The 25,628-nt window shown below is 62.1% G+C and carries 21 protein-coding genes and 1 pseudogene; 3 read left to right on the top strand and 19 right to left on the bottom strand.

The genetic code is table 11. The annotated features are described in order from the left end of the window. Position 1: 1 nt before the first annotated feature. Positions 2–1,231 carry an ABC transporter substrate-binding protein gene (locus ACNJX9_RS12780; RefSeq protein WP_439409095.1) on the bottom strand — a complete coding sequence of 410 codons (1,230 nt, stop codon included), beginning with the start codon at positions 1,229–1,231 and terminating at the stop codon, positions 2–4. A gap of 67 nt (positions 1,232–1,298) precedes the next feature. Beyond that, complete coding sequence (locus ACNJX9_RS12775; protein ID WP_439409094.1) at positions 1,299–2,060, bottom strand: SDR family NAD(P)-dependent oxidoreductase; 762 nt, start codon at positions 2,058–2,060, stop codon at positions 1,299–1,301. Between the two features lie 156 nt (positions 2,061–2,216). Here ACNJX9_RS12775 and ACNJX9_RS12770 point away from each other — a divergent pair, with 156 nt between their 5' ends. Beyond that, positions 2,217–3,032 carry an IclR family transcriptional regulator gene (locus ACNJX9_RS12770; RefSeq protein ID WP_439409093.1) on the top strand — a complete coding sequence of 272 codons (816 nt, stop codon included), beginning with the start codon at positions 2,217–2,219 and terminating at the stop codon, positions 3,030–3,032. Positions 3,033–3,040: 8 nt separating this feature from the next. Here ACNJX9_RS12770 and ACNJX9_RS12765 read toward each other — a convergent pair whose 3' ends face one another. The 5 genes from ACNJX9_RS12765 to ACNJX9_RS12745 all read right to left on the bottom strand — a co-directional run bounded on the left by ACNJX9_RS12765 (position 3,041) and on the right by ACNJX9_RS12745 (position 9,483). Continuing rightward, positions 3,041–4,198, bottom strand: a complete 1,158-nt coding sequence (locus ACNJX9_RS12765) for an acyl-CoA dehydrogenase family protein (RefSeq protein ID WP_439409092.1) — start codon at positions 4,196–4,198, stop codon at positions 3,041–3,043. Next, positions 4,198–4,974 (bottom strand): enoyl-CoA hydratase/isomerase family protein, encoded by a 777-nt coding sequence (locus ACNJX9_RS12760; RefSeq protein WP_057751258.1) that lies wholly within the window; start codon positions 4,972–4,974, stop codon positions 4,198–4,200. Before ACNJX9_RS12760 ends, ACNJX9_RS12765 begins: the two co-directional genes overlap by 1 nt. After that, positions 4,974–6,104 carry an acyl-CoA dehydrogenase family protein gene (locus ACNJX9_RS12755; protein WP_439409091.1) on the bottom strand — a complete coding sequence of 377 codons (1,131 nt, stop codon included), beginning with the start codon at positions 6,102–6,104 and terminating at the stop codon, positions 4,974–4,976. The genes ACNJX9_RS12760 and ACNJX9_RS12755 overlap by 1 nt, the downstream gene beginning before the upstream one ends. Positions 6,105–6,159: 55 nt before the next feature. Next, positions 6,160–7,791 carry a 3-(methylthio)propionyl-CoA ligase gene (locus tag ACNJX9_RS12750; RefSeq protein ID WP_439409090.1) on the bottom strand — a complete coding sequence of 544 codons (1,632 nt, stop codon included), beginning with the start codon at positions 7,789–7,791 and terminating at the stop codon, positions 6,160–6,162. Positions 7,792–8,256: 465 nt separating this feature from the next. Beyond that, positions 8,257–9,483, bottom strand: coding sequence for an aminotransferase class III-fold pyridoxal phosphate-dependent enzyme (locus ACNJX9_RS12745; protein ID WP_439409089.1), 1,227 nt, complete (start codon positions 9,481–9,483; stop codon positions 8,257–8,259). Between the two features lie 177 nt (positions 9,484–9,660). Here ACNJX9_RS12745 and ACNJX9_RS12740 point away from each other — a divergent pair. After that, positions 9,661–10,365: pseudogene (locus tag ACNJX9_RS12740) on the top strand (GntR family transcriptional regulator); the annotation flags it as partial. 109 nt (positions 10,366–10,474) lie between these two features. Here ACNJX9_RS12740 and ACNJX9_RS12735 read toward each other — a convergent pair. The 11 genes from ACNJX9_RS12735 to ACNJX9_RS12685 all read right to left on the bottom strand — a co-directional run bounded on the left by ACNJX9_RS12735 (position 10,475) and on the right by ACNJX9_RS12685 (position 23,110). Continuing rightward, positions 10,475–12,151 (bottom strand): N,N-dimethylformamidase beta subunit family domain-containing protein, encoded by a 1,677-nt coding sequence (locus ACNJX9_RS12735; RefSeq protein ID WP_439409088.1) that lies wholly within the window; start codon positions 12,149–12,151, stop codon positions 10,475–10,477. Between the two features lie 76 nt (positions 12,152–12,227). Then, positions 12,228–14,489, bottom strand: coding sequence for a N,N-dimethylformamidase beta subunit family domain-containing protein (locus tag ACNJX9_RS12730; RefSeq protein ID WP_439409087.1), 2,262 nt, complete (start codon positions 14,487–14,489; stop codon positions 12,228–12,230). Next, entirely contained in the window at positions 14,479–14,829 is a 351-nt protein-coding gene (locus ACNJX9_RS12725) for a hypothetical protein (RefSeq protein ID WP_439409086.1), read from the bottom strand. The genes ACNJX9_RS12730 and ACNJX9_RS12725 overlap by 11 nt, the downstream gene beginning before the upstream one ends. 49 nt (positions 14,830–14,878) lie before the next feature. Beyond that, positions 14,879–15,946, bottom strand: coding sequence for an ABC transporter substrate-binding protein (locus ACNJX9_RS12720; RefSeq protein WP_439409085.1), 1,068 nt, complete (start codon positions 15,944–15,946; stop codon positions 14,879–14,881). A 32-nt stretch (positions 15,947–15,978) separates the two neighbouring features. Continuing rightward, positions 15,979–16,773: an ABC transporter permease gene (locus tag ACNJX9_RS12715; RefSeq protein WP_439409084.1), complete on the bottom strand. Its 795-nt coding sequence runs from the start codon at positions 16,771–16,773 to the stop codon at positions 15,979–15,981. Then, positions 16,770–17,648 carry an ABC transporter permease gene (locus tag ACNJX9_RS12710; RefSeq protein ID WP_439409083.1) on the bottom strand — a complete coding sequence of 293 codons (879 nt, stop codon included), beginning with the start codon at positions 17,646–17,648 and terminating at the stop codon, positions 16,770–16,772. The genes ACNJX9_RS12715 and ACNJX9_RS12710 overlap by 4 nt, the downstream gene beginning before the upstream one ends. Next, positions 17,645–18,754, bottom strand: a complete 1,110-nt coding sequence (locus ACNJX9_RS12705) for an ABC transporter ATP-binding protein (RefSeq protein ID WP_439410048.1) — start codon at positions 18,752–18,754, stop codon at positions 17,645–17,647. The genes ACNJX9_RS12710 and ACNJX9_RS12705 overlap by 4 nt, the downstream gene beginning before the upstream one ends. A gap of 110 nt (positions 18,755–18,864) precedes the next feature. Continuing rightward, positions 18,865–19,701, bottom strand: a complete 837-nt coding sequence (locus ACNJX9_RS12700) for a shikimate dehydrogenase family protein (protein ID WP_439409082.1) — start codon at positions 19,699–19,701, stop codon at positions 18,865–18,867. Next, positions 19,667–20,314: a class II aldolase/adducin family protein gene (locus ACNJX9_RS12695; RefSeq protein ID WP_439409081.1), complete on the bottom strand. Its 648-nt coding sequence runs from the start codon at positions 20,312–20,314 to the stop codon at positions 19,667–19,669. The genes ACNJX9_RS12700 and ACNJX9_RS12695 overlap by 35 nt, the downstream gene beginning before the upstream one ends. Continuing rightward, positions 20,311–21,597 (bottom strand): 3-oxo-tetronate kinase, encoded by a 1,287-nt coding sequence (otnK, locus tag ACNJX9_RS12690; RefSeq protein ID WP_439409080.1) that lies wholly within the window; start codon positions 21,595–21,597, stop codon positions 20,311–20,313. Before otnK ends, ACNJX9_RS12695 begins: the two co-directional genes overlap by 4 nt. A gap of 499 nt (positions 21,598–22,096) precedes the next feature. Then, entirely contained in the window at positions 22,097–23,110 is a 1,014-nt protein-coding gene (locus ACNJX9_RS12685; RefSeq protein WP_057751292.1) for an LLM class flavin-dependent oxidoreductase, read from the bottom strand. A 747-nt stretch (positions 23,111–23,857) separates the two neighbouring features. Here ACNJX9_RS12685 and ACNJX9_RS12680 point away from each other — a divergent pair. Then, positions 23,858–24,304, top strand: coding sequence for a DUF2267 domain-containing protein (locus ACNJX9_RS12680; protein WP_439409079.1), 447 nt, complete (start codon positions 23,858–23,860; stop codon positions 24,302–24,304). An 852-nt stretch (positions 24,305–25,156) separates the two neighbouring features. On the opposite strand, the gene ACNJX9_RS12675 is transcribed toward ACNJX9_RS12680, so the two are convergent. Further along, complete coding sequence (locus ACNJX9_RS12675) at positions 25,157–25,510, bottom strand: hypothetical protein (RefSeq protein ID WP_057751432.1); 354 nt, start codon at positions 25,508–25,510, stop codon at positions 25,157–25,159. Between the last annotated feature and the right edge of the window lie 118 nt (positions 25,511–25,628).

Here is a 25,628-nt window from a genome sequence, read left to right as displayed (position 1 = left end):
TTCACTGGGTCTTGAGCAGATCGCAGGTGCTCTCCGAGGCTGGGCGCCAGGCGTCCTCGGCCGGAATGGTCGACGTGATCTCGTAGTAGTCATAAGGATATTTCGACTCCGCCGGCGCCTTGATGCGCGCGGCATAGAGCGGCCGCATCACCTGGCCGTCGGCACGGATGCTGACATTCTTCATCTCGAAATCGTTGATGGGCGTCGTCTTCATCTGCCGCACCACCGCTTCGCCGTCGTCGGTCTGCGTCGCGGCGACCGCCTTGAGATAGTGCGTGATCGCGCTGTAGGTGCTCGCTTGCGCCTCGTTCGGGACGCGGTCTTTGAATTCCGCCTGAAATCGCTTCGCAAAGGCGCGCGTCTCGTCCGTCATGTCCCAGTAGAAGGGCGTCGTCAGGCGCACGTTCTGCAGCGCCTGCAGGCCGATACTATGCGTCTGATTGAGCAACAGACCCAGCGGGGCAAGCTGCTGCTTCTGCGTCAACCCGAATTCCTGTGCCTGCTTCATGGCATTGGCGAAGTCCGATCCCGAATTGGCGAGCGCAATGACCTTTGCATCACTCGCCTGTGCCGTCAGCAGGAACGAGGAGAAATCCGAGGAATTGAGCGGGTGAAGCACGGAGCCGACGACCTTGCCGCCATCGGCCTTGATGAAGTTCGTCGTATCGGCCTGCCAGGCCTTGCCGAACGAATAGTCGACGGTGACGAAGAACCAGGTGTCGAGCCCTCGTGCGAGCAGCGATTTCACCGTCGCCTTGGGCAACGCATAGGTGTCCATCGTCCATTGCGTCGTCATCGGTGAGCATTTTTCGTTCGTGAACATTGAGGCCGCGGTTCCCGCCAGGAGATACGGCTTCTTCCGGTTCTTCATGATGTCCTGCACGCCCAGCGCGATCGAGGACGCCGAACAGCCGACAATCGCGTCCACCCTCTCGTTGTCCAGCCAGCGCAAGGCAATGGCCATCCCTATATCCGGCTTGTTCTGATCGTCGGCCACAACGAGCTCGATCTTCTTGCCGTTGATGGCGCCGCCAAAGTCGCTGATCGCGAGACGTGCGGCGACGACCGAACCCGGCCCGCAATTATCCGAATAAGGACCGGCCTGGTCGTTCATGATGCCGATCTTGATGACGTCCCCGGAAATCCCCTGCGCGCGGACCGGCGTTGCAGGGCACGAAATTGCGCTCAACAAGATCGCCACAGCGGCGACATAGCTAACCGAGAGTCTCATATGCTCCTCCTTACGGTCCGCGGCTCTTTTTGTTGTGGTGGGCCGCCAATGAACGATTGATGCGCACTCAAGAGAACGCGTAGGTAATTCCTCCGTCGACAAACAGCATGTCGCCGGTGATGAAGCTCGCCTCATCGCTGGCAAGAAACACGGCTGCGTTCGCCACGTCGCGCGGCTCGCCCAGACGGCCGATCGGCACGCGTGCGCGGCGCCGCTCCCAGGCTTCTTCGCTGACGACAAGATTGGCGCCGTCCGTCGGCGTCGGCCCGGGCGCGATCGCGTTGACACGAATCCGGCGCGGCCCGAACTCGGCCGCGGCGGATCGCGTCGCGCCCGCCACCGCGGCCTTCACTGCGCTGTACATCACGCCATTCGCCATCGCGAGCACGGCCGATGGCGATCCAATATTCACGATGGCTCCGCCCCCGGCCGCAGTCATTGGCTCGAGCACAGCCTGGTAACCCCAGATCACACCCTTCAGGCCGACATCGATCATCCGGCCGATCATCTCTTCGGTTTGCTGCTCCAGCGGCCCGTAGCGATTCCACATCGCGTTGTTGACCAGGATTGTCGGCGGACCAACGGTCCTGAGGAGACGATCGACTGCCGCAAAAACGTCGGCCCGCGATCCCGCATTGCCGACGATCGCTACGGCCTTGCCACCCTCCGAGACGATAGAGTGCGCCGCAACATCTGCGACTTCCGCCTTGAGATCGAGCACCCCGACTGCGGCGCCTTCATGCGCAAAGGCTTCTGCGATGGCGCGGCCGATGCCGCGCCCTGCGCCGGTGACGAGCGCCACGCGCCCCTGTAGCCTGCCGCTTCCCAATGACGTCCTCCAGCTCAGCGCCCGCGGCGTCGTATCGCGCCGTTGGACTTGACTGCGGGCAGCATGTCATGCGCTGTTGGAGCAAACCAAACATAATTCATATGCGAAGCTGACTTTCATATCCGTGAATTTTGCAGCGACGATGAGGACCCAGTGATGCAAGCGGCAGCAACGACGTCCGCAGCGGTACCGGGCGGGACATCCACCGTTAAGTCAGCGCTTCGCGCGCTCGAGATCCTTCAGTTCTTCATGAACGTCCGCCAGCCGCGCGCCATGTCGGAGATCGGGCTCGCGCTCGGCTATCCGCCGTCAAGCACGACGGTCCTGCTCAAGACCCTCGTCACCATGGGCTACCTGAATTACGACCGGCGAATGCGCGTCTATTTTCCAACACCCAAGGTGACGTCGCTCGGCGACTGGATTCCGCGTACTCTCTTCGGCGACAGCCGCACGCTCGAGGCCATGCACGACGTCCATGCGGCGACCGGCGAAACAGTCTCGATCGGCACGACGAACGACGTCTATCTGCAATACGTCAAGATCGTCCAATCAATCCACCCGCTCCGCTTCCATGTGGATGAGGGGACACTGCGCCCATTGACTCAGTCGGCGCTTGGCTGGCTCCTGATGTCGACGATGTCGGACGAGAAGGCCGACAACATCATTCGCCGTGCGAATATCGCCACCCCCAACGCATCGGATCGCGTGAAGCTGTCGGACATGATGGACCGCATTCGGAAGATCCGCGGCAAAGGATGGTGCTCGGCCGAAAACATTCCCATTCTCGGTGGCGGGACCATCTGCGTGCTGCTGCCCGTGACGATCCAAAACCAGCCGGTCGTACTCGGCCTCGGCGGCGCCGCCGAGCGTATCCGGCAGAACTTTGATCGTTACCTCGCCGTCCTTCAGCGCGCGGCGAAGTCGGTCAAGAAGGACAACGACCTCGAGCAGCCGGTCGACATCGATTTCTGACGCGGCAATCAACCGGGAAGTTGGAGCACTGCCTTGGCCAGGATATTGCGCTGAATCTCGTTGGAGCCGCCGAAGATCGCGGGCGCGCGGGAGTCGAGAAAGAGATTCATCGCATCGATGTCGACGTCTCCGGCGCCGAGATCGTCGGCAAATCTCGCCTCTTCGCCTGCGACAGTTAGCATTTCCTCCGTGATCCGCTGATAAAGCTCCGTCGTGAATATCTTGAGAGCGGAGACATCGGCGCCAAGTTCTCCGCCCGCACGCAGGACTTTCGCATAGCGCTCGAAGGCTGATCCGAGATCGTAGAGGTCTAGCCGCAACCGCGCGAAACGAGACAGAAACGCGGGATCCTCGAACGCGCCACGTGCTTCTGCAAGCCGCCGCAGACGTTCGAGCGCATATTCCGGCCGCGTCGGCGCGCCGAGAAAGATACGTTCGTGGCCGAGCACCGACTTCGCGACGGTCCAACCCTCGTGGATCTTGCCAACCAGGTTCTTCAGCGGCACACGCACGTTATCGAAGAAGACCTCGCAGAAATCTGTCTCGCCGCGCAGATTTTCGATCGGCCGGACACGAACGCCGGGCGAGGTCAAATCGAGCAAAAGAACGGTGATACCCTTCTGGCGTACCTTGGCGTCGCGCTCGGTACGGACGAGGACGAAGATCCAGTTGGCGCAATGGGCGAGCGTGGTCCAGATCTTCTGTCCGTTCACCACGAACACGTCGCCATCCAGCTCAGCGGATGTCCTGAGGCTCGCGAGATCAGATCCTGCATTGGGTTCGGAATAACCCTGACACCAGACGTACTCGCCGGACAGGATGCAAGGCAGGTAGTGAGCCTTCTGTTCCTCAGTGCCGTACTGAATCAGGAGCGGACCGACCAGGCCGATACCATGATCCGGAATGCGTGGACAGCCGAGACGTCCCCATTCCTCGACATAGATCATGTGCTTGGCCGCCGAGAGGCCCATGCCGCCATATTGCCGGGGCCAGGTGGGCGCCAGCCACCCCTTGGCGGCCAGCGCATGGTACCATTCGGCGACTTCGTTGAAGAGTGGACGCTGCTTGCGCATGTACCGGAGATGGGCGGGGCAGTTCTGGTCGACCCACGTACGAAAGACCGACCTGAACTCCTCGTCGGGAACCTCGTTCCAGTCGGGCGCCATCAAAGCACGTCCTTGAAAACGGGCGTGCGCTTCTCCATGAAAGCCCGCATCGCTTCCTTGGAATCCTCGTGCTGCGTCATCTCCACCGTGAGGTTCTGCTCGAAACGATAGCCGTCCTTCAGGCCCATCGTTTCGACCGTATTGATCGCGCGCTTGGCAAGCTTCAGCGCCATCGGGCTCTTCTTGGCGATCTCGGCCGCCATCCTCATGGCTGACGGCATCAGCTCTTCCCGGGGCAGGCAGTCCTCGATGATGCCACGGCGATAGAGCTCGGCCGCAGGCACCCGGTAACCGGTCAACACCATGCGGCGCGCCAGCGTATGCGGGATGATCCGCATCGTATGCCGCACCCCACCCATCAGCCCGACATCGATCTCCGGCAGGCCGAAGACCGCATTCTCGGACGCCAGGATGATGTCCGAGCAAAGCGCGAGGCCGAGGCCGGCTCCCAGCGCCGGGCCATTCACCGCCGCGATCACCGGCTTGTTGGATTCGATGATGCAGAAGCCTACCTCGCGAGCGCGCCGCAGATGCCGATAGGTGTCGCCCGGCACCGCGCCGACCTTGCCGCGCGATTTGATGTCGGCTCCCGCCGAAAAGGTCTTTCCGGCGCCGGTCAACACGATCACCCGCACCGACGGGGTCTCGTTCAGTTCGTCGAAGACCGCGATGAACTCCTCGACGAACTCCTTGGATTGTGCGTTCACCGGTGGCGCATCCATCGTTACAATCGCGATGTGATCCTTGATCTCGGTCTTGATCAGATTGTTGTCCATTAAGTCCTCCCGCGGCCATAGCCGCTTTCGCGTTCGACAAATTCCAGGCGCAGCTGTTCAGGTTGGCCCAGCATGGCATTGAGATTGATGGCGCGTTTCAGATAGAGCCCGATATCGCATTCGTCGGTGTAACCCATGGCACCATGAAGGTGCACCGCGCGCCGGCAGATCGAAAATGCGGCTTCGCCAGCGCGCGCCTTGGCCGCCAGCACCGCGAGCTCCGCCGCATCGTCATCCTTTGCTTGTAATGCATCGACCGCGTTGACCACGGCGGCAGCCGCAAAATCCGCCTCGATCCACATGTCGACAAGCCGATGCTGAATGGCCTGGAAGCTGGCGATCGGCTTGCCGAACTGCACGCGGTCGCTCGTGTAGGCAATGGTGAGCTCTAGCGCTTTCGACGCCACTCCGGTCAGCTCGGCGGCGAGTGCCAGACGCGTATGCCGGATGGCCCGCCGGAGCAGATCCTCGCAGCGGTTCGCGCGCGACAGCACGCGATCCGCCGGCACCGCACAATCGAAGAACGAGATGGTCGCAAGCGCACCGCCGTCAACTCCGGCCCGTTCCGAAATCGCCAAACCTGGCGCATCGGCAGCGACGCTGAGGAGTATGACGCCGTCGGCGCTCCGGGCGACCACAAGGAAGTCCGTTGCTGCACGCGCGGCATCGACGAAGCGCATCTCGCCCGACAGCAAGATGCTGCCATTGACGCTGCGTGCGGTCATCGGCTTCGCACCGGACGTCCATGCCGGTACGGCAATGATCTCGCCGCTGGTCATTCCAGCCGCAAGACGGCTGCGCTCCGCACCCGGCGAAGCTCCACCGACCAGCGTCGCAGCGAAGACGGAGGCTGCACCGGTCGGCTCGGCGATCAACGCTCGCCCCAGCGCCTCACTAAGCACGGTCTGCTCGCGCAGCCCGAGGCCCGCGCCACCGCATTCCTGCGGCAGCAACAATCCGATCCAGCCCGCTTCAGCCATCGCAGACCAGATCAGCGGGTCCATGGTGCCGCCGCGTCCGCGCCTCTCGCGCATTGCCTTTGCTCCCGGAAAGCGGCCGGCAAAGCCGGTGACGCTGTCGCTAAGCATCACGAGTGTACCATCGGGATCGTCGAGCATCAGTTTGGGCATGGTCTCTGCTTTTCTGTGGCACCTTTTTCAGCGGGCGCACAGCGGTGCGCCGGGCTCAGTTCGGCAACGCATGATCCTTGAACAGTTCGCGCAGCTTGGTCTTTTGCAGCTTTCCGGTTGCGGTGTGGGGCAACTCGTTCACGAAGACGACGTCGTCGGGCAACCACCATTTGGCGACGCGGACGGACATGTAGTCCAGGATGTCCGCGCGCGCGGGATCGGTGTCTGGCTTTCGGACCACGACCAGGAGCGGCCGCTCCTGCCACTTCGGGTGCGGCAGACCGATGACCGCTGCCTCCTGTACGGCCGGATGGGCAACCGCGACATTCTCGAGATCGATCGAGGAGATCCATTCGCCGCCGGACTTGATCACGTCCTTCGAGCGATCGGTGATCTGGATGTAGCCGTCGGGATCGATCGTCGCGACATCGCCAGTCGCGAACCAGCCTTCGGCATCCAACACTGCGCCGCCCTCCCCCTTGAAGTAGCCCGCGGCAACCCATGGGCCGCGCACCATCAGGTTTCCGGCGCTTGCGCCGTCATGCGGAAGCGGTGTTCCGTCTTCGTCGACGATCCTGAGCTCGACGCCATAGATCGCGCGCCCCTGCTTGCACTGAACCGATACCTGCTCGGTGACAGGCAGATCGCGATGAACCGGCAGCAGATTGCCGATCGAGCCGAGCGGGCTGGTCTCGCTCATTCCCCAGGCGTGGATGACGAATGTACCGAAGATGCTGCGGAACTTCTCGATGATGCTGCGCGGCGCGGCGGATCCCCCGACGACCACGCGATCGAGCTTGATCGCGGAGAGATCGAGCGCGGGATTTTCCTCGATGTACTTGAAGAGGCCGAGCCAGACGGTCGGCACGCCGAGCGAGAAGTTACAGCCTTCCTGCGCCGCCAGCTCGAAGATGCTCTTGCCATCCAGAGCGGGACCGGGCAGCACGACCTTGGCCCCACACATGGCAGCAGCATAGGGAATTCCCCAAGCATTCACGTGGAACAAGGGCACAACGAGAAGAACGCTGTCGCTACTGCACAGCTTGAGACCATCGTTCGCGCAGGCGACAAAGGAATGCAGGATGGTCGAGCGGTGACTGTAGAGCACCCCCTTGGGGTTGCCGGTCGTGCCGGATGTGTAGCAGAGCGATGATGCGGTGCGCTCGTCGAACACCGGCCAGTCCAGAATATCGTCTTCCGCCTCGACCAACGTCTCGTAAGAGAGACAACCGAGAGGCTGAGCCGGAAGATGCGCGCCGTCCGTCATCGCGACCAGATGCTCGACGGTGGTCAGATTCGGCCGCAGCTTGTGAACGAGATCCGCAAAGGTGATATCGAACAACAGAACCCGATTTTCGGCGTGGTTGATGATGTAATCGATCTGCTCCGGAAACAGGCGCGGATTGACGGTGTGCAGCACCGCGCCGATCCCGGATACGGCGAAATAGAGCTCCATGTGACGATGGGTGTTCCAGGCGAGCGTCGCAACGCGATCGCCTGGCCCGATGCCAAGTTTGATCAGCGCCCCTGCGAGTTTTGCGGCGCGCGAGCGGAGCCCGGCATAGTTGCTGCGATAGATCGTCCCCTCGCAGGTCTTGCTGACGATCTCCGCCTTGGGATGGTAATGCGCTGCATGCTCGATGAGACTCGAGATCAGTAACGGTCGATCCTGCATCAAGCCGAGCACTGACGCTTCCTCCGTAATCCTGCGGGGCGGCCATTGTTGATGTTGCTCGCCGCCGGCTCCGACATTTCTTGGTGGAGGTGTGCGCTGTCAAACGAAACGATCCGCGCGAGGTGAATTTCACATCCTTGAAAATGCGCTGATGGCGATCGTATCGCCTTTCGTCTGCGGCGCTCCCAGCGCCATCATGAGGCAAACCAGAGCGATCTCGCGGACCAAAATGACCATTTCGCAGCGTGCCGAAGGGCACGACGTTGCCGTAGCATCTCGCCAGGAATGATCGGCTCCGACCATCCCGCGACTCTAGTTTTGCGGGGTTCGAGTCCCTGGTCCGCTAGATAGCGAGACCCAATATTTCGGAAACCCTAATTGAGAGATAGCGACGGTAAAGAACATAACCGCTTACTGGTCGCACCACTGGGCTTATTCGACCGAACATGGGGCATTCGTCTTTGCACCACGTGACAATCAAAGCGCCGCCACAGTTGCAAAGCCGTGCTCTGCCGCCTGGAGAGCAGCGGCGATGTCGGCCTCGGTATGAGCGGCACAGAGGAACATGTTGTGCTTGGGATGGAAGTAAACGCCCCTAGCAAGCATCGCGCTGCAGAAGGCTGAACCCTTCCGGTAGTCCGGGTCCTCTTCAAACAAAAGGGTCGGCATTTGCACCGGCCCCGATTGGCGGATCGAAAGACCGAACTGGCGGGAACGCGTCTCGAGGCCATCACGCAGCGTTTGCCCGAGCTGCGCAAGGCGGGTCGGCACATCGTCCCTGTGCACGATCTTCAATGTCGCGACGGCAGCAGCCATGGCGACGGCGCCGGCCCAGAATGACCCCGTGACGAAGACCTGGGACGCAGCACGACGCAGCCAGTCGGCACCGGTCACAGCCGCCAGGGCATGACCATTGGCGATCGCCTTGCTCCAGGCAGATAAATCGGGCCGAACGCCAAGCCCTTCCCAGCTACCCGCGGCATTGAGGCGGAAGCCGGCGCGAACTTCGTCTATGATAAGCGCCGCCCCCTTGCTGTCACAGATGCGACGCGCCGCACGCGCGAACTCTAGGGTTGGAAGTTCCTGGTCAACCCCGAGATCATGGCGAAATGCCGAAATTAAAATTCCAGCAAGATCATCGCGCGCCGCGTCAGCCGCCGCCTCGAGACTCTCGACGTCGTTGAAAGTGAAATATCCGAGATGAGCGCGATCCTCCGCGGTCACGCCGAGAAGCGACGGTGAGCACCACGGCACGGCACCATGATAGGCCTTCTTGGCGACGAGGATCTTTCGCCGACCCGTTGCAGCCCTTGCGATCGTGACGCATGTCGTCGTCGCATCGGTACCGTTCTTCTGAAACTGGGTCCAATCGGCATGGCCCACCGTGTCGACGACGAGTTCAGCCAGCTCGACCATGATCTCGGCCGGACCGTTGAGGCAGTCGCCGTCGCGCCGTTGACGCTCGGCCGCTTCCTCCACCTCGGGATGATGGTGGCCGAGCAGGTTGGGACCCCAGCTGCACATGAAGTCCACGTAGCGGTGACCGTCGACATCCCAGAGCACGCCGCCCTCGCCGCGGCTGAAGAACTGCGGATACGTCTCCGGCAACTTGGCCGCGTGGAGATGTCCCCACATCCCGCCTGGCACGACCTTCTCGGCCCGCGCCCGCAGGGCAGCATCCCTTGTCCTGATCAGTTCCGGCATGCCTTCTCTTTCTCTCTCTTCTAATTTTGATATATCATATATTATGTTGTCGATGACAAGGGAATTGTTGCTTTACCGGCCCAGACCCGTAGACCCTCTTGTCGAGGCTAGGGTCCGGATTCCGACTCCGTATCGGCGCGGATTGCCGAAACGGCCCAGACCTTTCGGGGACCGAGAATGGCTGACGTTGACCAGAGACATGGTGAAGGCGGCGTGGGCCCGGTGGCTCGCGACAGCCTGACGAGCCTGGTCTACAACAATCTGCGTCAGGCGCTGATGGAAGGCCGGTTCTGGCCGGGCCATCGCTTCAAGATTCGCGACCTTGCCGCGACCATGAACGTGTCGGAGACACCGATCCGCGAAGCCCTGATGCAGCTCGTGCGCGGTCGTGCGCTCGAGATGCAGGCGGGACGCTCGATCATGGTCGCCCACATGACGGCGAAGCAATATATCGAGCTCAGAACCGTTAGGCTGTTTCTCGAAGGACTTGCCGCCGAGCACGCAACCACGCGCATCTCCGAAGCCGATATCGACAAGATGGAGGCCACTCACCGCGAGCTGATCAGCGCAGAGAAGGAGCGCAGATGGTCCGACGCGGTCCGCGCCAACTGGCAATTCCACCGCGGGCTCTATGATGGATCGGGTCTTCCCGAAGTGCTCGCCATCCTTGACGATATCTGGATGCGCAACGGACCCTTGTTGAATTTCCATTACCCGCACGCGCCCCCCACCTATCCAAACGAACATCAGCATCTGTCTGTTCTCAAGAATCTGCGGCAGCGCCGGCCGGACAAGGTTCGCGAGTCGATCCAGGCCGACATGATGGAGGGCGGCCAGAACCTCGTCCGGTTGCTGGAGAAGCATGGCGGCACGCGCTTCATGACTCCAGAGACGGCCATTGACGAGGACGTGGAGATTGAAGCGACGCAAACGCGCGCCGCACCGCCATCCAAAGCAGCGCGCGCGAAAGCCAAGCGCCGCTGACAACCGCTCACGCGGAACGGGGCGCAGTGAATTGATCGAGGATGTTGCGGGTGATCCGCTGCGTGAACGGGTCGCCGCGCTTCAGCCCCATCACCCATTCGCAGGTCGCCGCCGTCAGCACCTCGCCTTTGCCGCGGGTCATGTGCACCATCATGCCCGAGCCGTATTTGTAACGGGCCAATCCCTCGGGCGTGACCTCGCCGGTGATGCATTCCACCAGGCCTTCGAGGTCGCTACTGCGCACGTAATAGCGGAAGCCCTCACCTGGCGGCTCGTCCTCGGCCAGGACGGCCGGCGCCATCGCCAGGATCTGGATGGTCTCGGGCTGCCCCTCGGCCGGGACCGGAAAAGGAAGGCCGTTGCGGAACGTGTAGTCCAGCCCGTCGACCTCGTAGGCGAAGATGTGCTGCTTGTCGCCGAAGATATCGGCATAGTGCAGCCCTGTGCCGGCAAAGGCCCAATGCTCCGGGCGATAGACGGTAAAGCCTCTTTGGCCGCTCGGCGCGAAGCCGCCCCAGGATGCGTAGAGGCCGTGCGCGCCGTTCACGCCGACCGTCGAGGCGCCGGGCCAACGGACGTTGCGGTCTTCCCAGGCCGACGTCATCAGACGCGCACGGTCCGTGCCGACGACCGGGTCCTTGTGGATAGCCTTGAACTTGTAGCAGACTTGGCGCTTGCCATCTTCTTCGAGCCGGATCTGCCACAGGAAATTGGCGCCGAAGCGCGCGAGCCGCCCGCCGCCTTCCACATAGCGCTCGATCGCCTCCCGCATCTCCCACGTCCAATACTCGTCATGGCCGATGATGGTGACGCAAGGATAGGCGTCGAGCAGTTCGGGCCGGTAGTGAAGATCGGTCTGGGTGATCATATCGAGGGCGTAGCCTTCCTTCTGCGCCCAGTGCACGAAATGCCGGTCGAACTGGGCCCAGCCCGAGGCTGCGTAATACTGGCCAAAGCCGTTGGCGAAAGCCCACTCCTTCATCGGGTAGCGCGGCGCGTCACCCATCTCGGGTACAGGATCGGCGCAGATGCGCGGCGCACCTGATGGCAGCCAGACCACGCCGCGCGTCCACGGCCGCTGCAGCGACAACACCGGCGAGGGCTCGTCCCTGTCAGGACCTTCGACCCCGAAATAATGATTGGCACCGCCGAAATCATTGTACGCGGTCCAGGTGCCGGTCGGTAGGATCATCAGGATCTTCGCGCGCCGCGTCGCCTCGGTCGGGCGCACGACGAAGAAATGATGCTGGACGAAGCGGGCCCCGTTCGCTCGTTCGCACGACGAGACCACGCGATAGAATCCCGAGCGCAGATCCGGCGGCAATGTCCAGCGATGCGCGACGGGCCAGTTGCAGCCATTGCGATAGGCATCGGACGGCGTCGCCGTGAACACGCCGTCAAGCGCGTCGATCTCATGCACCATCTCGGGTTCGAGATCGTCGCGATAGATCTGCAGCCGCCAGGCCTTTGCCGTTGCGGAAGAGCGAAAGACGACTTCGTCGCCGGGGTCGTAAGACATTGCGTCGGTATAAGTGTAGACCTCCGCTACGGCAGGATCGCCGCGCGGCGCTTCGTACCAGGGCTGGCTGCCCCAGTGCTCGTCCGCATGCATCGGGCGCGCCTTGCGGGGAGCGACATTGAGGGCTCCCAATTCCGGGGCTTGAAAATCGCACTTGTCCGGCATGACAGCCTCCCTGGTTCGAGAACCATCTCTGGCGACGAGATGGCAATTCTTGTAGAGCCGAAGTCCAGTCAGCCCGCTAGGCTCTGGCAGGCATGATGAAAGGCCGTGGATCGAGAAACCGGTTCACGACGTTCAGGGTGATGGTGCTGATGTTGTTGTCATAGTTGTTGTGGCCCAACGACATGCCGTAGGTGATCGATCCCGTCGCAAAGACCGCGCCACCGTGGGCGGTCTCGAAGAACACCATGTCGGCGCGCACCAGGGCATTTTGCGTGCCGTCGAGACCATCGACCACGGTGCGAAATTCCTCGGGCGTCGGCAGCGCGCCCGCGCCCAATCCTTCCGACGTCGCGATCCGCAACGCATGCGGCGGAGTTCCGAGCTCGAGATCGTAGCGGTCGATTTCGCTCCCGACGGCGCCGTTGTAGCGAAATCCAAAATCACCGAACTTGTCGTGACGGCCTGTGCCCTCGAAGATGAACGCGACACGCGTATCCTCGCTTTCAGCCGTCCGCAGATAGTAGCCGCAGGTATCGTTGATCATGGCCGAGAACCCGACGCCGACGAGCTTTTGGGGTGCAAAGCCCGAATGCCGCCACAGTGAGCCCGGCTCGCCGGTGCCGGCAAGATGAACTTCGCCCGGCTCCGATTCCCAAGTGCGGGTTCCGGCCATGCCGCGGCGAACCTCGAGCGCGGCGGGCGCGGCCGGATGAAAGCCGCAGCGCCAATAGAATGCATTGCCCCCCATCGAGATGTGCCGCCCGCCGGCGTTCTGATACGCCATGATCGCGTTCATCATATTGAGGCTATAATACTCGGGATGGGTCGGAGTCATCATGACCCGGTAAGGCGCAAGTGCACGCGCGCCTTGCCGGTCAAGCTCGACATCCGTGATCAGATCGTAGGCGATGCCTTTCTCCTCGAGCCAGTCGAGGATGTGGGTGTCGTTGATCAAATTGAACCAGTAGCCGCGCGGGCGCATGTTCAGGATGGGTCGCAGCCAGGAGCTGTACGCTCGCCCCGAGCCGTCGACATGGCAATCATAGGTCGACTGGCCGATTTCCGGGTTCTCCTGCATGAAGACGTCATCTTGCGGCAACCACAGAACATGCTCCATCAACGTCTCGAAGTGGACTTGATAGAGACGCAACGCGCTGTTGGCATAGGCGAGATAAGTCGCAACCGAAGCGACCACGACGAGATCTGCGCGCCGCGACGTCTTGCCTGGTGTCACGAAGAAGGTGACGTAGCTCTCGCAGTCCCGGTCAGGATCGTCGCCCCCCCGGGTCAGCCGGAGCGCGTAGACGCCTGACCGCCAGTGGGCCGGCACATCGAGCGTGCAGGTGGTCTGCCACTCGCAATCGTAGATGTCGTCGCCGTGGAAATGAATCGCCGCATATTCCTGCGGCGACATCCGCCAGTCGTGGACGGATCCAGACCAGTGAAAGCCTGTCACACCTCTGCGCGGTAACTGGCGGAGGTTGCCGTGCAGGCCGTTCGGCGAAAGATCCCTGATCGACGTTGACGAGATTCCGTTCGAGAAGTCCCAGAAGGCGACAAGCCCGACATCACTTGCTCCCGTCCGCTGCCGGCCGCCGAAGACACGCAGCGCCTCTGCGTCCAGCGGACGCGAAAAGACACGAGGCGCCTCGATCTTGCCGTCGAAGTGCGAGGTATATTGGCGATCGCCGTTCAGATGGTGGGCCGCGATCAGGAACGGCAGTCCGGAGTCGAATGCAGCCACTTGCGGCAGGGCGAACGATTTCGAACAGGCGGCCGCCGGCCGAACGCCGTCTGCCGGAACGATCAGCGACACGGAGGCCGATCCCTGGGCAAGATCAAGCGCGCACGATACGAATGCCCAGACGCGCGGGCGCAGCTTGACGTCGAGGGCAAAGCGGGCTGGCGTACCGTTCGCTTGGCCCAGCACCAGGACCGGATGCCCCTCCTCGTCGAGCTCGAGCGCATAGCCGCGCGCCGAGCGCTCGCACCAATTTCCCATCACGGCTTTGGCATTATCCACGATCCGCGTCGGATACACGTAGGCTCCGAAACACCAGTGCCCGCCGGTCGGGACCAGTGCACCGTCGTGGTCAACGACAGCGTTGGATCCCGGGCGGATCGGCTGGTCGAGGCAGGCATGCTCTCCGTCAATGGGGCTCGTCATCACCTCATATTTGAAGCCCGGTCCGTTGGCATCGACATCGCCGCAGCGCAGCCTGAGCACCTCGACCTTCACGCTCGGCTGCTTGCTGCTCAGTTGGAAGCTCACGGCCTCGCCGGCGGGGACGCTGATGCGATCCGGATAGCCGAGATACTCGTTGGTCCTATAGATCACCGAAAACCCCCGCAGGCAGCGTCGTGCCCGTCATGTCCTGCCAACGCAGCTTGAACACATGCCACTCCGCTTCAGCGAGAGAGGTGAAGATGCGATCATCGACGAAAGGCATCGGATCGCCCCGGCGCTTGGGGATCCGTGACAGCCGCCAGGCCTTGCCGGGTTCGAGCACGATCAGGACCAGTCGCCCTTCCGGCCTGCCCCATCGCATCCGCGCCAACAGCTTGCGAAGTTCCGGGCTATGTACGCCGAGTGGACTTGCGCGGAACTCCTCGACGAGATCGAGCCGTCCGGGATCGATCTCGTAGCGCATCGCACCGGGGTCACTGGTGTGATCCATCGTACGTCCTCATCTTGCAAAGGCGAATGGCGTAGGCGGCTGCCGCGGATCAGCGGGTCAGCCAGGCCATCCACCGCTCCCGCAGCTCGTTACGATGTTCGCCGATCCAGGCGAAATCGGGCTTGACCAGCTTTTCGTAATTCTCCGGCGAAGTCGCGTAGAGATTGCGCTCCTCCGGCTTCAGCAGCTCGATGGCCGATTTGCTGGCCGTCGCATAGTTGACGGCGCGCATGAACGGCACATGCGCATCGGAGCTTGCATAGAAGAAGTCGAGATAGGCCATGGCGGCATTGAGGTCGGGCGCCCCCTTGAGAACAGCCATGTAACCGGTGTCGCGAATGGCCTGGTCCCAGGACATGGCGACCGGTACGCCCTCCTTCACGACGGCAAGCGCGCGGCCTGAGTAGCTCATGGCCATGACGACCTCGCGGCTGCGCATGATCTGTTGCACCTGATCGCCCGTCTTCCACCATACCGCGACATTGGGACGGATCTCGTCCAGCTTCTTGTAGGCGCGACCGATGTCCAGCGGGAAAAGCTGCTCCGGCTTGACGCCGTCGGCGAGCAGCGCGGCGACCGGCACCCACCAATCGCTGTCGCCGGTATCGGGCAGTCCTCGCGGCCCGGGAAACTGCTTGACGTCCCAGAAGTCCGCCCATGTCCTGGGCGCCTTGTCCTTGAACGTCTCGGTATTGTAGGTGATCAGCATGCCGCCGGTCGTGCGGGCGACACCGTAGGGCTGACAGGCGTCGGAGACACCAAACTTCTGGACGCTCGGCAATTTCGCGCAGTCGATCTTCTCGAGCAGGTCGGTGCGCCCCACCAGATCGGGACCTGTTGCCGTGACGATGTCGAACTCCACCTTGCCGGTTCGCTGCATCGCCTTGGCGCGCGCCCACTGGTCCGGGACCTCGATTGCGACCGGGACGATCTCGACATTCTTGGCCTTGTTGAAGGGATCGTAGAAATATTTCGCGAGGGTGTTGCCCATCAGACCACCGGTCGTGGCAATCACCAACTGGTCTTCCAGCTTTTCAGCCGCGGCCGGCAACGCTCCGCAAAGCGCCAAAGCAAGTACGAAAGCTGCCGACTTCCACATCCAACCTGTTCTCAACATCGACGGTCTCCTCTCTGGCTTCTCACCTGACGCTACCGGGTGACGCTGCGGGATCTGAGGACATGGGCCCCCAGCAGAATCAAAATGGACAAGACGATCAGCAGTGTCGCGATCGCGGGAATCACCGGCGTCAGGTTCTGCTCGATGTCTTCGAACATTCGGCGCGGCAGCGTCTTCTGGCGCACACCGGACAAAAAGAACGACACCACCGGTTCGTCGAAGGAGATGATGAAGGCAAACAGCGCGCTGCTGGCAAGGCTGGGCAGGACGAGTGGCAACGTGACCAGGCGGAAGGCCTGGAAGCGTGTCGCGCCGCAGCTCATGGCCGCCGCCTCCAGATTGGCATCGACCTTTGCCAAGGCCGCTGCCATCGTGAACACGACGAACGGCAGGGTGAGCACCGTATGCGCCAGCACGAAGCCGGGAATGGTGCCGGAGAGACCGATCGTTTGAAAAAACAGATAGAGGCCTACGGCAAGCGCGATATGCGGCACGATGATCGGCCCGATCAGGAGGATCTGGAAAGCCGTGACCAGCCGGCTGCGGCCGCGGATCATCGCATAGGTCGCGGCCGTGCCGATGACCGACGCACAAAGGGCAGTCAGCAAGGCCACCTGCACGCTGAGCCAGGTCGCGGCACGCCATTGCCTGCTGTCGAAATATTCCGAGTACCATTTCAGCGTGAAGCCGGACGGCGGAAATGCCAGATAGTCGTTCTGGCTGAACGACATCGGAATGACGATAACTAGCGGCACGATAATGAAGGCCAGCACGGCATAGACATAGGCCGCCAGCGCGAGCGATCCGCGGTCAGCAGGCGGCTTCACGAGGCATTCCCCATCAGACGGTCGAACCGGAGCGTCTTGCTGAAGATGATCGCCAGCAACGTCACGAATACCGTCAGCACCCCGACCAGAGCCGCAGCGAAGGGCCAATCGAGCACCTCACGGATCTGTTTCGAAACGAGCGTCGAGATCATCATCTCCTGCGGCGAGCCGAGCAGCGCGGGCGTAATGAAGAAGCCGAGCGCAGTGAGGAACACCAGCAGCGAGCCGGAGACGACGCCCGGCAGGCTCAAGGGAAGGATGACTTCCAGAAAGGTCCGCAGACGCGTCGCGCCGAGCACGGCGGCCGCACGCCCATAGTCGTCGGGAATGCTGCGCAATGCGCCGTAAATCGGCAGGATCATGAACGGCAAGAGCACATGGGTCATGGCGATGACCACCGCGCTCTGGGTATAAAGCAGCTTGAACGGCTGAGAGGCCAGACCGAGAGCCATCAACGTCGAATTGATCAGTCCGTTGCGCTGGAACAGAAAGGACCAGGCGGCGGTGCGCACGAGGACGCTCGACCAGAGCGGCAGGATGACACAGACCGCAACAAGCGCCGCGACCGTCCCCTTCGCCCGACTCATGTAATAGGCCACCGGGAAGCCGAGAACCACCGACAAAGCCGTCACCAGCGTCGCGGTCCAGAGCGTGCGCATCAGGACGCGCATGTGAACCGGATTTTCAACGACGCGCGCGTAGTTCTCCAAGGTCGGATGCGGCTCGAGGATGCTGATCACCAGGAGCTGCAGGATCGGATAGACGAAGACGAAGGCGATGATGGCGAAGAATGGCAGGAGCAGCAGCAGCGTCGACAGGCCGCTGAGCCGGCGACCGTCGGAATGCCAGAAATGCGATCGCCGCGCCTCCGTCATCGCCGGCTCCCTCGGTAAAGCAGCATTGCCTCCACGGGGACGGTAAAGGACGCGACGTCGCCCGGGGCCAAGGCGCTGAGCTGCGAAGCGCCAGGAATTCGCGCGCGCATCTCGGTGCCGTCAGGCAGACGACCGATCAAAAGCAGCGCCGCCCCAGCATAGACAATGTCGCTCAGCGTCACAGTGATGACTTGCCCGCCCGAACCAGCGCCAAGTTGCAGCCGCTCGGGCCTCACGGCCAGCAGCGCCGCTTCGCCGGCTGCAACCGGCTCGACGGCCGCCGTGGCCGGCAGGCGCCATGTTTCACCCCATGGCAGCGCCACCGAGACGTTGTCGCCGACGCTTTCGACGGTGACGCCGACGAAATTCATCTCGCCGATGAAGCCGGCGGTGAAGAGATTCGTCGGCCTTTCATAAAGCTGGCGCGCCGGCCCGATCTGCTGGATCTTGCCATCCTTCAGGACAGCGATCCGGTCGGCCATGGTCAGCGCCTCGCTTTGGTCGTGGGTAACGAAGATGACGGTGATGCCAAGCTCGGCATGCAGTCGCTTGATCTCGAGCTGCATGTCTTCGCGCAGGTTCTTGTCGAGCGCACTGAGCGGCTCATCCATCAACAGCACGCGCGGCTGATAGACGATCGCGCGCGCCAGCGCCACGCGTTGCTGTTGGCCGCCGGACAGCTCATTCGGACGACGATGGCCATAGCCCGCCAGACGCACGGTCGCGAGCGCGGCTTCGGCGCGCGCATGGCGTTCAGCCGCCCGCAGACCGCGCATCTTCAAGGGAAAGGCGACATTGTCGAGAATCGACATGTGGGGGAACAGCGTGTAGTTCTGGAACACCATTCCCAGGTTGCGCCGGTTCGAAGGGACATAGGTCAGGTCTTCGGAATCGACGTGAATGCTGCCGCTGGTCGGGAATTCGAATCCGGCAACGCTCATCAGGATCGTGGTCTTCCCGGAGCCGCTCGGTCCGAGCAGGGCGATAAATTCACCGGCAGCAATATCGATATCGACGCCATCGACGGCGGACACGGCGCCGAAACGCTTCTCGAGGCGACTGATGCGGATCGATGCACCCGACGCCGATTGTGTTGCCGATGCAATATTCACGGAGTCTCACGTCCCTTCCGTTTGCCTTCGATGCAGGGCGAGAGCCCTTGCACTTCAATTCTCAGTCGGGCTCCGCGGTTCGATATAATATTTGATATATCAGGCTATCGCGCAACGAACCGCGCGACAAGGGCCATCTGCGCATCGAGCATGGGCTTTCCGCCGACGGCCCTTGCGCCCTGCGCAGCCGCCGTTGCGAGCAGCCGCGTGATTGCAGGATTGACGATGATGTCGCTAACGGTGGCGCCCGGACCCACGCCTTCGATGTCCAGTGGGAGCGGATCATCCGGTTTCATGCCGAGCGACGTCGTATTGACGATGAGATCGAAGGTGCGCGCGTCCGCACGGCCGGCGCTGACCTTCGTTGCCGGATAGTGCGCAGCCACGGCAGCCGCAAGCGCGCGAGCCTTCTCCTCATTCCGGTTCATGATCGTGATTTCGCGCGCGCCGGCCTCTGCCAGGCCAAATGCGGTTGCGCGTCCTGCGCCACCGGCACCGACCTGGAGCACCTTCCGATCGCGAACCGCGACGTCATGCTGAGCCAGGCTGGCGATGAATCCCCGCGCATCGAGATTGTCGCCAACAAGGCGCCCTTCGACCGTCCGCTTGACGAAGTTGACCGCGCCGATGAGCCGTGCCGTCGGCGTGATCTCATCGAGGTGCTCGATCACGCAGGTCTTGTGCGGGATCGTTACGCCGAAACCAAAGACGTTGCGCATGAGCCTGATGCATGCAACGACCCGGCCGAGATCGCCTGAGAGGACATGGATCGGCGACACCGCAAGGTCGTCGCCGATCGATGCGAAATAGGCATTCATGACCGCACTCGCCCGCACATGATCGATCGGGTCGGCGAGCACGAACATGATCTTGGTCTTGCCGGTGATCTCCATGGAACTGTCCTTCTCAGGCCGGAAGAGCAGCGCGGCCGTAGCTGCCATAGCGCTCGACCACCCTCGCCATCTCGTCGTCCGCAAGGATCGCAGGCGCGCCGGCCTGACAGGCGAGCAGATACTGCCGGGCAAGGGTTTCGAGCTTCACGGTGAGGTCGAACGCCGCCTGCAGGTCTTTGCCGACGGCAATCATGCCGTGGTTCGCGAGCAGGCAGGCCTTGCGCTGTTTCAGCGCCGCGACGGCGCCATCGGCGAGAGCCCTGGTGCCGAATGTGGCGTAGGGCGCACAAGGCACGTCGTTTCCGCCAAAGCTGGCGATCATGTAGTGGAATGACGGAATTGGCTTTGCGAGGCAGGACAACGCGACGCAGCAGTCGGCATGGGTGTGAACCACCGCGTTCACGTGCGGATAGGCGTTCATGATCGCCAGATGCATGTGCCATTCACTGGAGGGCAAGCCGCCGCCGACCACCGTTCCGTCGCGCTTCAGATGGACGAGATCGTCAATCGTCGTGTTGCTGCCATTGCCGCCGGTCGGCGTGATGAGAACGTCGTCTCCGATACGACAGCTGACATTTCCGCTGCTGCCGTGGTTGAATCCCTCGGCCTCCAGGCGCGCCACAATATCCAGCACGGATTGTCTGAGTTCGCGCTCGTTCAATTGGCTCTCCCAGGATCCAGCATCACTTCGAGCGTGGTCGCGAACAGATCGACGGGGCCCAGCTTGCCAGACTTGAGACAAAGGGCCACCGGATCCTCGTCTTCGGTCACCGCAGTGCCGATGCCGGGTCCACCATAAGGACCGACCCGCAAACGTCTGATGCCGAGGTGCTCGACGATTGCACCAGACGTCTCGCCACCGGCCACGACGAAGCGCCGCACGCCGACACTGCGAAGAGAGACAGCGAGCCGGCCAAGAATGGCTTCGGCGAGTTGCGCCGAGCCTTCACGGCCGTATCGCTCCTGAGCCATCTTGACGGCCTCGGGCGCGCCCGAAGTGGCGAAACCGACGGGACCGCGATGCAGCCGTGGTCGTGCCCAGTCGAGCGCATCGCCAACCGTCGCCGCCACATCCCCGGCATTCAGGAGATCGATGCGGAGCACCGGATGACTCTTCTCGAATTCGGCGAGTTGCTCCAACGTCCGCTCGGCGCAACTCCCGGCGAGAACCACCCCGCCTCCGCCAACCGCGCGCAGGCAGGGCGGTCTCCTGGTGGCGCCGATGAGCCCCCGCGCCCTCCAGATGTGCGGATAGTGCTGCACGATGGTCGCATTGCCCGTCATCAGCTTCCAATCGCAGGTGAGCGCGGCAAGCGTATCGAGATCCCGATCGTAGATCGCGTCTGTTATGAAGTAGCGGATACCGTGAGCCGCCGCTTCCGCGATCGCGCGTCCGGCCGCCTCCGCGCCGGCACTGACCAGCGCATGCGCCAAAAGGCCAACCTTGGCCCGCGTTTGACGCTGTAGAACCCGAACCAGATCGGGATCGGTCATCGGCGTCAGCGGATCATGGCGTTTCGGCGAGTCCGAGATCAGCTCGGTCCCGAGAAAGAGATAGCCGTTATAGACAGTCCTTCGAAGGGCGGGAGAAGCCGGGCAAAAGGCAGTGTATTCGGCGCCGGTCAGCTGCATCAGCAGGTCGGCGACCGGGCCGATATTGCCCTGGTCGGTGGAATCGAACGTCGCACAATATTTGAAGAAGATTTGCCTGATGTCCCGCGCAAGCAACGCCCGTGCGGCCTTCTCTGTCAAGCTGACGGCCTCGCTCGCGGGGATCACCCGCGTCTTCTGCGCGATGACGATAGCCGGCACGTCGCCGCAGCTGCCGACGAGGGCGGGGTCGGTGACAAATCCGCATTCGATCCCGGCAGCGACCAGCATGGCGGCCGTCTCCATGCCTCCCGTCAGATCGTCCGCCACCACTCCGAAGATGAGCGTACTCATGCAGATCCCGCGCGTTTCGCGCCAACTGATACATGATATATCAAATACTGGCAACACCTCATACCGCGGACGGCGACTCCGGCCAGGTCCTGCTTGGCAGACTTCCGTTCGCAGCCCGTTGGTGATTGCACACGTCTCCTATCAGGGAACGGGAACCGCGCCGCGCAATCACGGTCCGCATCCGGACAACCCTCCGCGAGGTCACCGTCCTCGCTACCCACCTCTTTCTCTCGATTCATGAGCGCCAAGGGCAGACCCGCGCGATCGCCGGCCTAGTGGCGGTCGGCGATTTCAACGACTGGCCTTGGGTTAAATCCGTACGGCGCGCATTGGCCGACCGTTGCCCAGTGCGTACGCAGCTGCGAACATTTCCGTCATGGCTGCCAATGTCGAGCCGGGACAACGGGGCGTTGCAGATTCAGGGTCACAGGTTGGATTTCGGCGTCAACGATGAAGGTATATGCATCATCCTGCATCTACTGGACCAGTTGCACGGGTTTCAGCTGATGCTGGCGGCCAGCGCAGCGGCCTCCGGAAGAAGTTCAGCGGCAATTTCAAACGAGCGCAGTCGTGCCGTATGGTCGTAGATCTGGGCCGTCAAAATGAGCTCATCCGCCCGGGTCTCCGCGATGATCCGGACCAGCCCGCTTTGCACGGTGGCGGGGCTGCCCACGGTCGAATAAGCCAGCGACTCTTTAACCATCGCCCGCTCTGTGGGCGAGGAGCGCCGATCCATGTCGTCGACCGGCGGCGGCAGCGGTCCCGGTGAGCCCCGCCTCAAGTTGATGAACTGCTGCTGCAACGATGTGAATAGACGCTGCGCCTCCGCATCAGAATCGGCGGCAAAGACATTGACGCCTACCATGGCGTACGGCGCTTGCAGAAATTGCGACGGCTGAAACCGGGAGCGGTATATGCTCAGCGCGTTGAACAGCTCTCCCGGCGCAAAGTGGGACGCAAATGCAAATGGGAGCCCGAGCGCTGCGGCGAGTTGCGCGCTGTACGTGCTCGAACCCAAGAGCCAGACCGGCACCCTGAGTCCGGCGCCGGGAACGGCCCTCACCGCCTGACCAGGTTGCAACGGTCCGAGCAGCGCCATCAGTTCCATGACGTCGCGGGGGAAGCTTTCGGCGCCTGCCGCCAGGTCCCGCCGCAAAGCACGCGCCGTTCGCTGGTCCGTCCCGGGAGCGCGGCCGAGACCAAGATCGATGCGGCCCTCGTAAAGGGACTCAAGCGTCCCGAACTGCTCGGCAATGATCAGCGGCGCATGGTTCGGCAGCATGATGCCGCCCGAGCCCACCCGGATCGTCTTGGTGCCCCCGGCAATGTAGCCGATCACCACCGCAGTCGCAGCGCTTGCGATGCCCGGCATATTGTGATGCTCGGCCAGCCAGAAGCGCCTGTAATTCCAACGCTCGGTATGCTGGGCGAGATCGAGCGAGTTGCGGAAGGCCTGGGCGGCGTCGCTGCCTTCGTTGATCGGCGCAAGGTCCAGTACAGAAAAGGGAATCACAATCGCCTCCAGCTATTCAGCGCCCCGTCACTCCGGTCAGGTTCGTATTCAGCCATCGTTCGGCACAAACCATTCTCCGCCGATCGCTCGGTGGCCAATGAAATTTCAACCCGGCGCCATTGAACGCGCCGGTGCTCAGCCCGCGCCGTGCGCTAAACCTCATCGGCGGTGTAAGCTTCTCAGCGACCGAAAGCTTCCCAGAGCTCTGATCAACCACGCGCTACGGCTCTTATTTGGGGGGACCGCTGCTTCCCCTGGTGCTGTAGGCACGGGTGTCATTGGTCGGCTCAGGGGCCGCGGGAACCGGGCTTGCGTCGGGTTCTGCATATGCGCTTCGCGGTGTGTCGGAGGCCTGGTGCTCCCATCGTCGTCCGCCACTGGTCCCTTCCATCGCCCAAAGCATCAGAACAACGCCAACGCAAGCCATCGCGATCACGAAGATGATCGCATAGGGTACATCTCTGTTCATGCGGTGCTCCATTGGTATGGCGCTGAAAACGGCCTTATCGACCATAGCTGTCCGACGGCAATGCGCATGACCGCATGAAACGCTGCGGGTGTAGGTGAAAATCGTCGGCGAGGCATATACCGTCGCATGCGATGCGCTTGGGCGCGTTGACGATCGTCAAGGCCGCCGCCGAATTCGCAGCCGATAATGAGACAACGAGGACTGAAACAGTAGAGCAAGCAAGGGCGAGCGGCGAATGGTCCGATCCCCAGCGGCTTGCCAATCAATGAGGATGGACCATGAGTTTGAATGGCCTCGACGTTTTCGACGAAACGATACACAAGACAAACAGCTGGCTGAAGGAGATTGCACAACAGCTTGGCCTGGAGCGACGAGGTGCCTATCAAGTGCTGCGCGCCGTTCTTCACTGCCTCCGCGACCGCCTTACCGTGAACGAAGCTGCGGATCTCGGGGACCAGCTTCCGATGCTGGTTCGGGGCATCTACTATGAGGGGTGGCATCCTGCGGGAAAACCGGAGAAAATCCGTTCACTCGAGGACTTTCTCGACGCGATCACGTCCCGGCTACAGCCTCAGCAGCCCGTCGATACGGAAGACGCTGCACGAGCGGTGTTTCGAACCCTCGAGCATCAAGTTTCGGCGGGCGAGATTCGTCAAGTTATTGACAACCTGCCCAAGACGATCCGTGCGTTGTGGCCTCCGTTGAGTGAGGCTGCTGTGCGGTAAGCGGCCATCCAATGCTCGCATCACCTGACGGATGCTGAGGGCAGGCGTCGATAAGTCGAGGCCCCTCGCGAGTGAGGACCTCACATCAACCATTTTGGCTTGCCAACGATTCGGCTCAGTTGTGCTCTTCCAGTTGAGCGGCGCTGCCATGGACCGGACAGTTTGCGTCGGGAGCCGCAAGCATGCCAGCGGGCTCCAACTCCTCCGCCTTGGTCTCATGGCAGATCACGTGGCACGTGCAACCAAGCTGGATTGCTTCCGTGGTTCCCGGTGATGGCACAGAGTAGTGCAATGTGTGCGGTACGCGCATAATAGCCTCCGCTTCTTCGATCCTGCCGCAGCGGCGGTCTGCACCAGCTGACCGCTTCGATTTGTCCGCGCTACTGCGAAAAAGGCGCGAAGCTGTTGCACGACGGTCGGGCCGCTGAGCGATCAAACCGATTCCGTGGCGGCTACTTGCCGTTCGGCCGCCCGCTGGGCAAGCCGATCGTACTCCTCGGCAATCTTCAGCAGGCGTTCGCGCGAGTGTCTCATGCTGAATTGCTCCGCCTTGTCTCTCGTTCTCTCAGCGCGTTCTCGCCAATGTCGAGGGTCAAGCACATCTGTCATGCTCGGCATCTCCCTACTCCTTTTGTGGAGAATGGTCGTTTGGGGCACGTTACGGCTTAGCGAGCGGGTTTTACATGTCGCAACTACAAGCGGCAATTTGTTGAAACTACTTAACTGCCTTGTAAGCGAATCGTCACGGCGCGCGTGATTGCCGCCGCGTCCAGCAAGTATAGTAGATCGGTAACTGAAATCAGATCGCGATAGCTGCGTAGGTCACGGAATCTACAAGGAGCGCAGTCCAGATCACGTCATGCTGCCCGGCATGAAGCATCGAATCGTGATGCCCGACGGCCCCTTGATCGGCCACACCATCGCCCTGCCGGCCCGGTTCGGCTCGGTGAGCACGGCATCATCGGGGACCACGATCCATTCGTTGTCGATGCGGACACGAAAATGACCGTCTTTCGATTCCCAATCCGGGTCGGCAATCGCAAGACCGTCAGTAACCGAACAACATGGACCTTTGCCGGACTTGAGACTATCGAACCATGGCTTGAGGGGAGATAGCGAATAGCGGCCGTCGTCACGGGCTTGAGCGGTGCCGACTAGCAGCGCGACGAGAATGACAAGGCTCAATCGGCGGAAGAAAGTTTCCATGATTGCGTGCCGAGAGCTGTTAAGGTCGCGAGCTGTGAAGGCTATGAGGATCGCGCCTGATCGCGCCTGGCGGCTCGTGCTTTGAGCGAAGTTATATGATCCACCGGCGCCGGCCTTG

This window comes from Bradyrhizobium sp. BLXBL-03 (assembly GCF_051853015.1).
GTDB classification, from domain to species: Bacteria; Pseudomonadota; Alphaproteobacteria; order Rhizobiales; family Xanthobacteraceae; genus Bradyrhizobium; species Bradyrhizobium manausense.
Note: the sequence above shows the minus strand (reverse complement) of the source record. Positions and strands in the feature narration are given on the sequence as shown.

Bases quoted from the DNA above. Each gene is read 5' to 3' on its own strand.
- ACNJX9_RS12755 (WP_439409091.1), bottom strand. From the start codon at position 6,104: ATGCCCAAACTGATGCTCGACGATCCCGATGGTACACTCGTGATGCTT.
- ACNJX9_RS12675 (WP_057751432.1), bottom strand. From the start codon at position 25,510: ATGGAAACTTTCTTCCGCCGATTGAGCCTTGTCATTCTCGTCGCGCTG.
- ACNJX9_RS12770 (WP_439409093.1), top strand. From the start codon at position 2,217: ATGCAAGCGGCAGCAACGACGTCCGCAGCGGTACCGGGCGGGACATCC.
- ACNJX9_RS12745 (WP_439409089.1), bottom strand. From the start codon at position 9,483: ATGCCGGAACTGATCAGGACAAGGGATGCTGCCCTGCGGGCGCGGGCC.
- ACNJX9_RS12765 (WP_439409092.1), bottom strand. From the start codon at position 4,198: ATGGCGCCCGACTGGAACGAGGTTCCCGACGAGGAGTTCAGGTCGGTC.
- otnK (WP_439409080.1), bottom strand. From the start codon at position 21,597: ATGAGTACGCTCATCTTCGGAGTGGTGGCGGACGATCTGACGGGAGGC.
- ACNJX9_RS12780 (WP_439409095.1), bottom strand. From the start codon at position 1,231: ATGAGACTCTCGGTTAGCTATGTCGCCGCTGTGGCGATCTTGTTGAGC.
- ACNJX9_RS12680 (WP_439409079.1), top strand. From the start codon at position 23,858: ATGAGTTTGAATGGCCTCGACGTTTTCGACGAAACGATACACAAGACA.
- ACNJX9_RS12725 (WP_439409086.1), bottom strand. From the start codon at position 14,829: ATGGATCACACCAGTGACCCCGGTGCGATGCGCTACGAGATCGATCCC.
- ACNJX9_RS12735 (WP_439409088.1), bottom strand. From the start codon at position 12,151: ATGCCGGACAAGTGCGATTTTCAAGCCCCGGAATTGGGAGCCCTCAAT.
- ACNJX9_RS12700 (WP_439409082.1), bottom strand. From the start codon at position 19,701: ATGGCAGCTACGGCCGCGCTGCTCTTCCGGCCTGAGAAGGACAGTTCC.
- ACNJX9_RS12760 (WP_057751258.1), bottom strand. From the start codon at position 4,974: ATGGACAACAATCTGATCAAGACCGAGATCAAGGATCACATCGCGATT.
- ACNJX9_RS12720 (WP_439409085.1), bottom strand. From the start codon at position 15,946: ATGTTGAGAACAGGTTGGATGTGGAAGTCGGCAGCTTTCGTACTTGCT.
- ACNJX9_RS12710 (WP_439409083.1), bottom strand. From the start codon at position 17,648: ATGACGGAGGCGCGGCGATCGCATTTCTGGCATTCCGACGGTCGCCGG.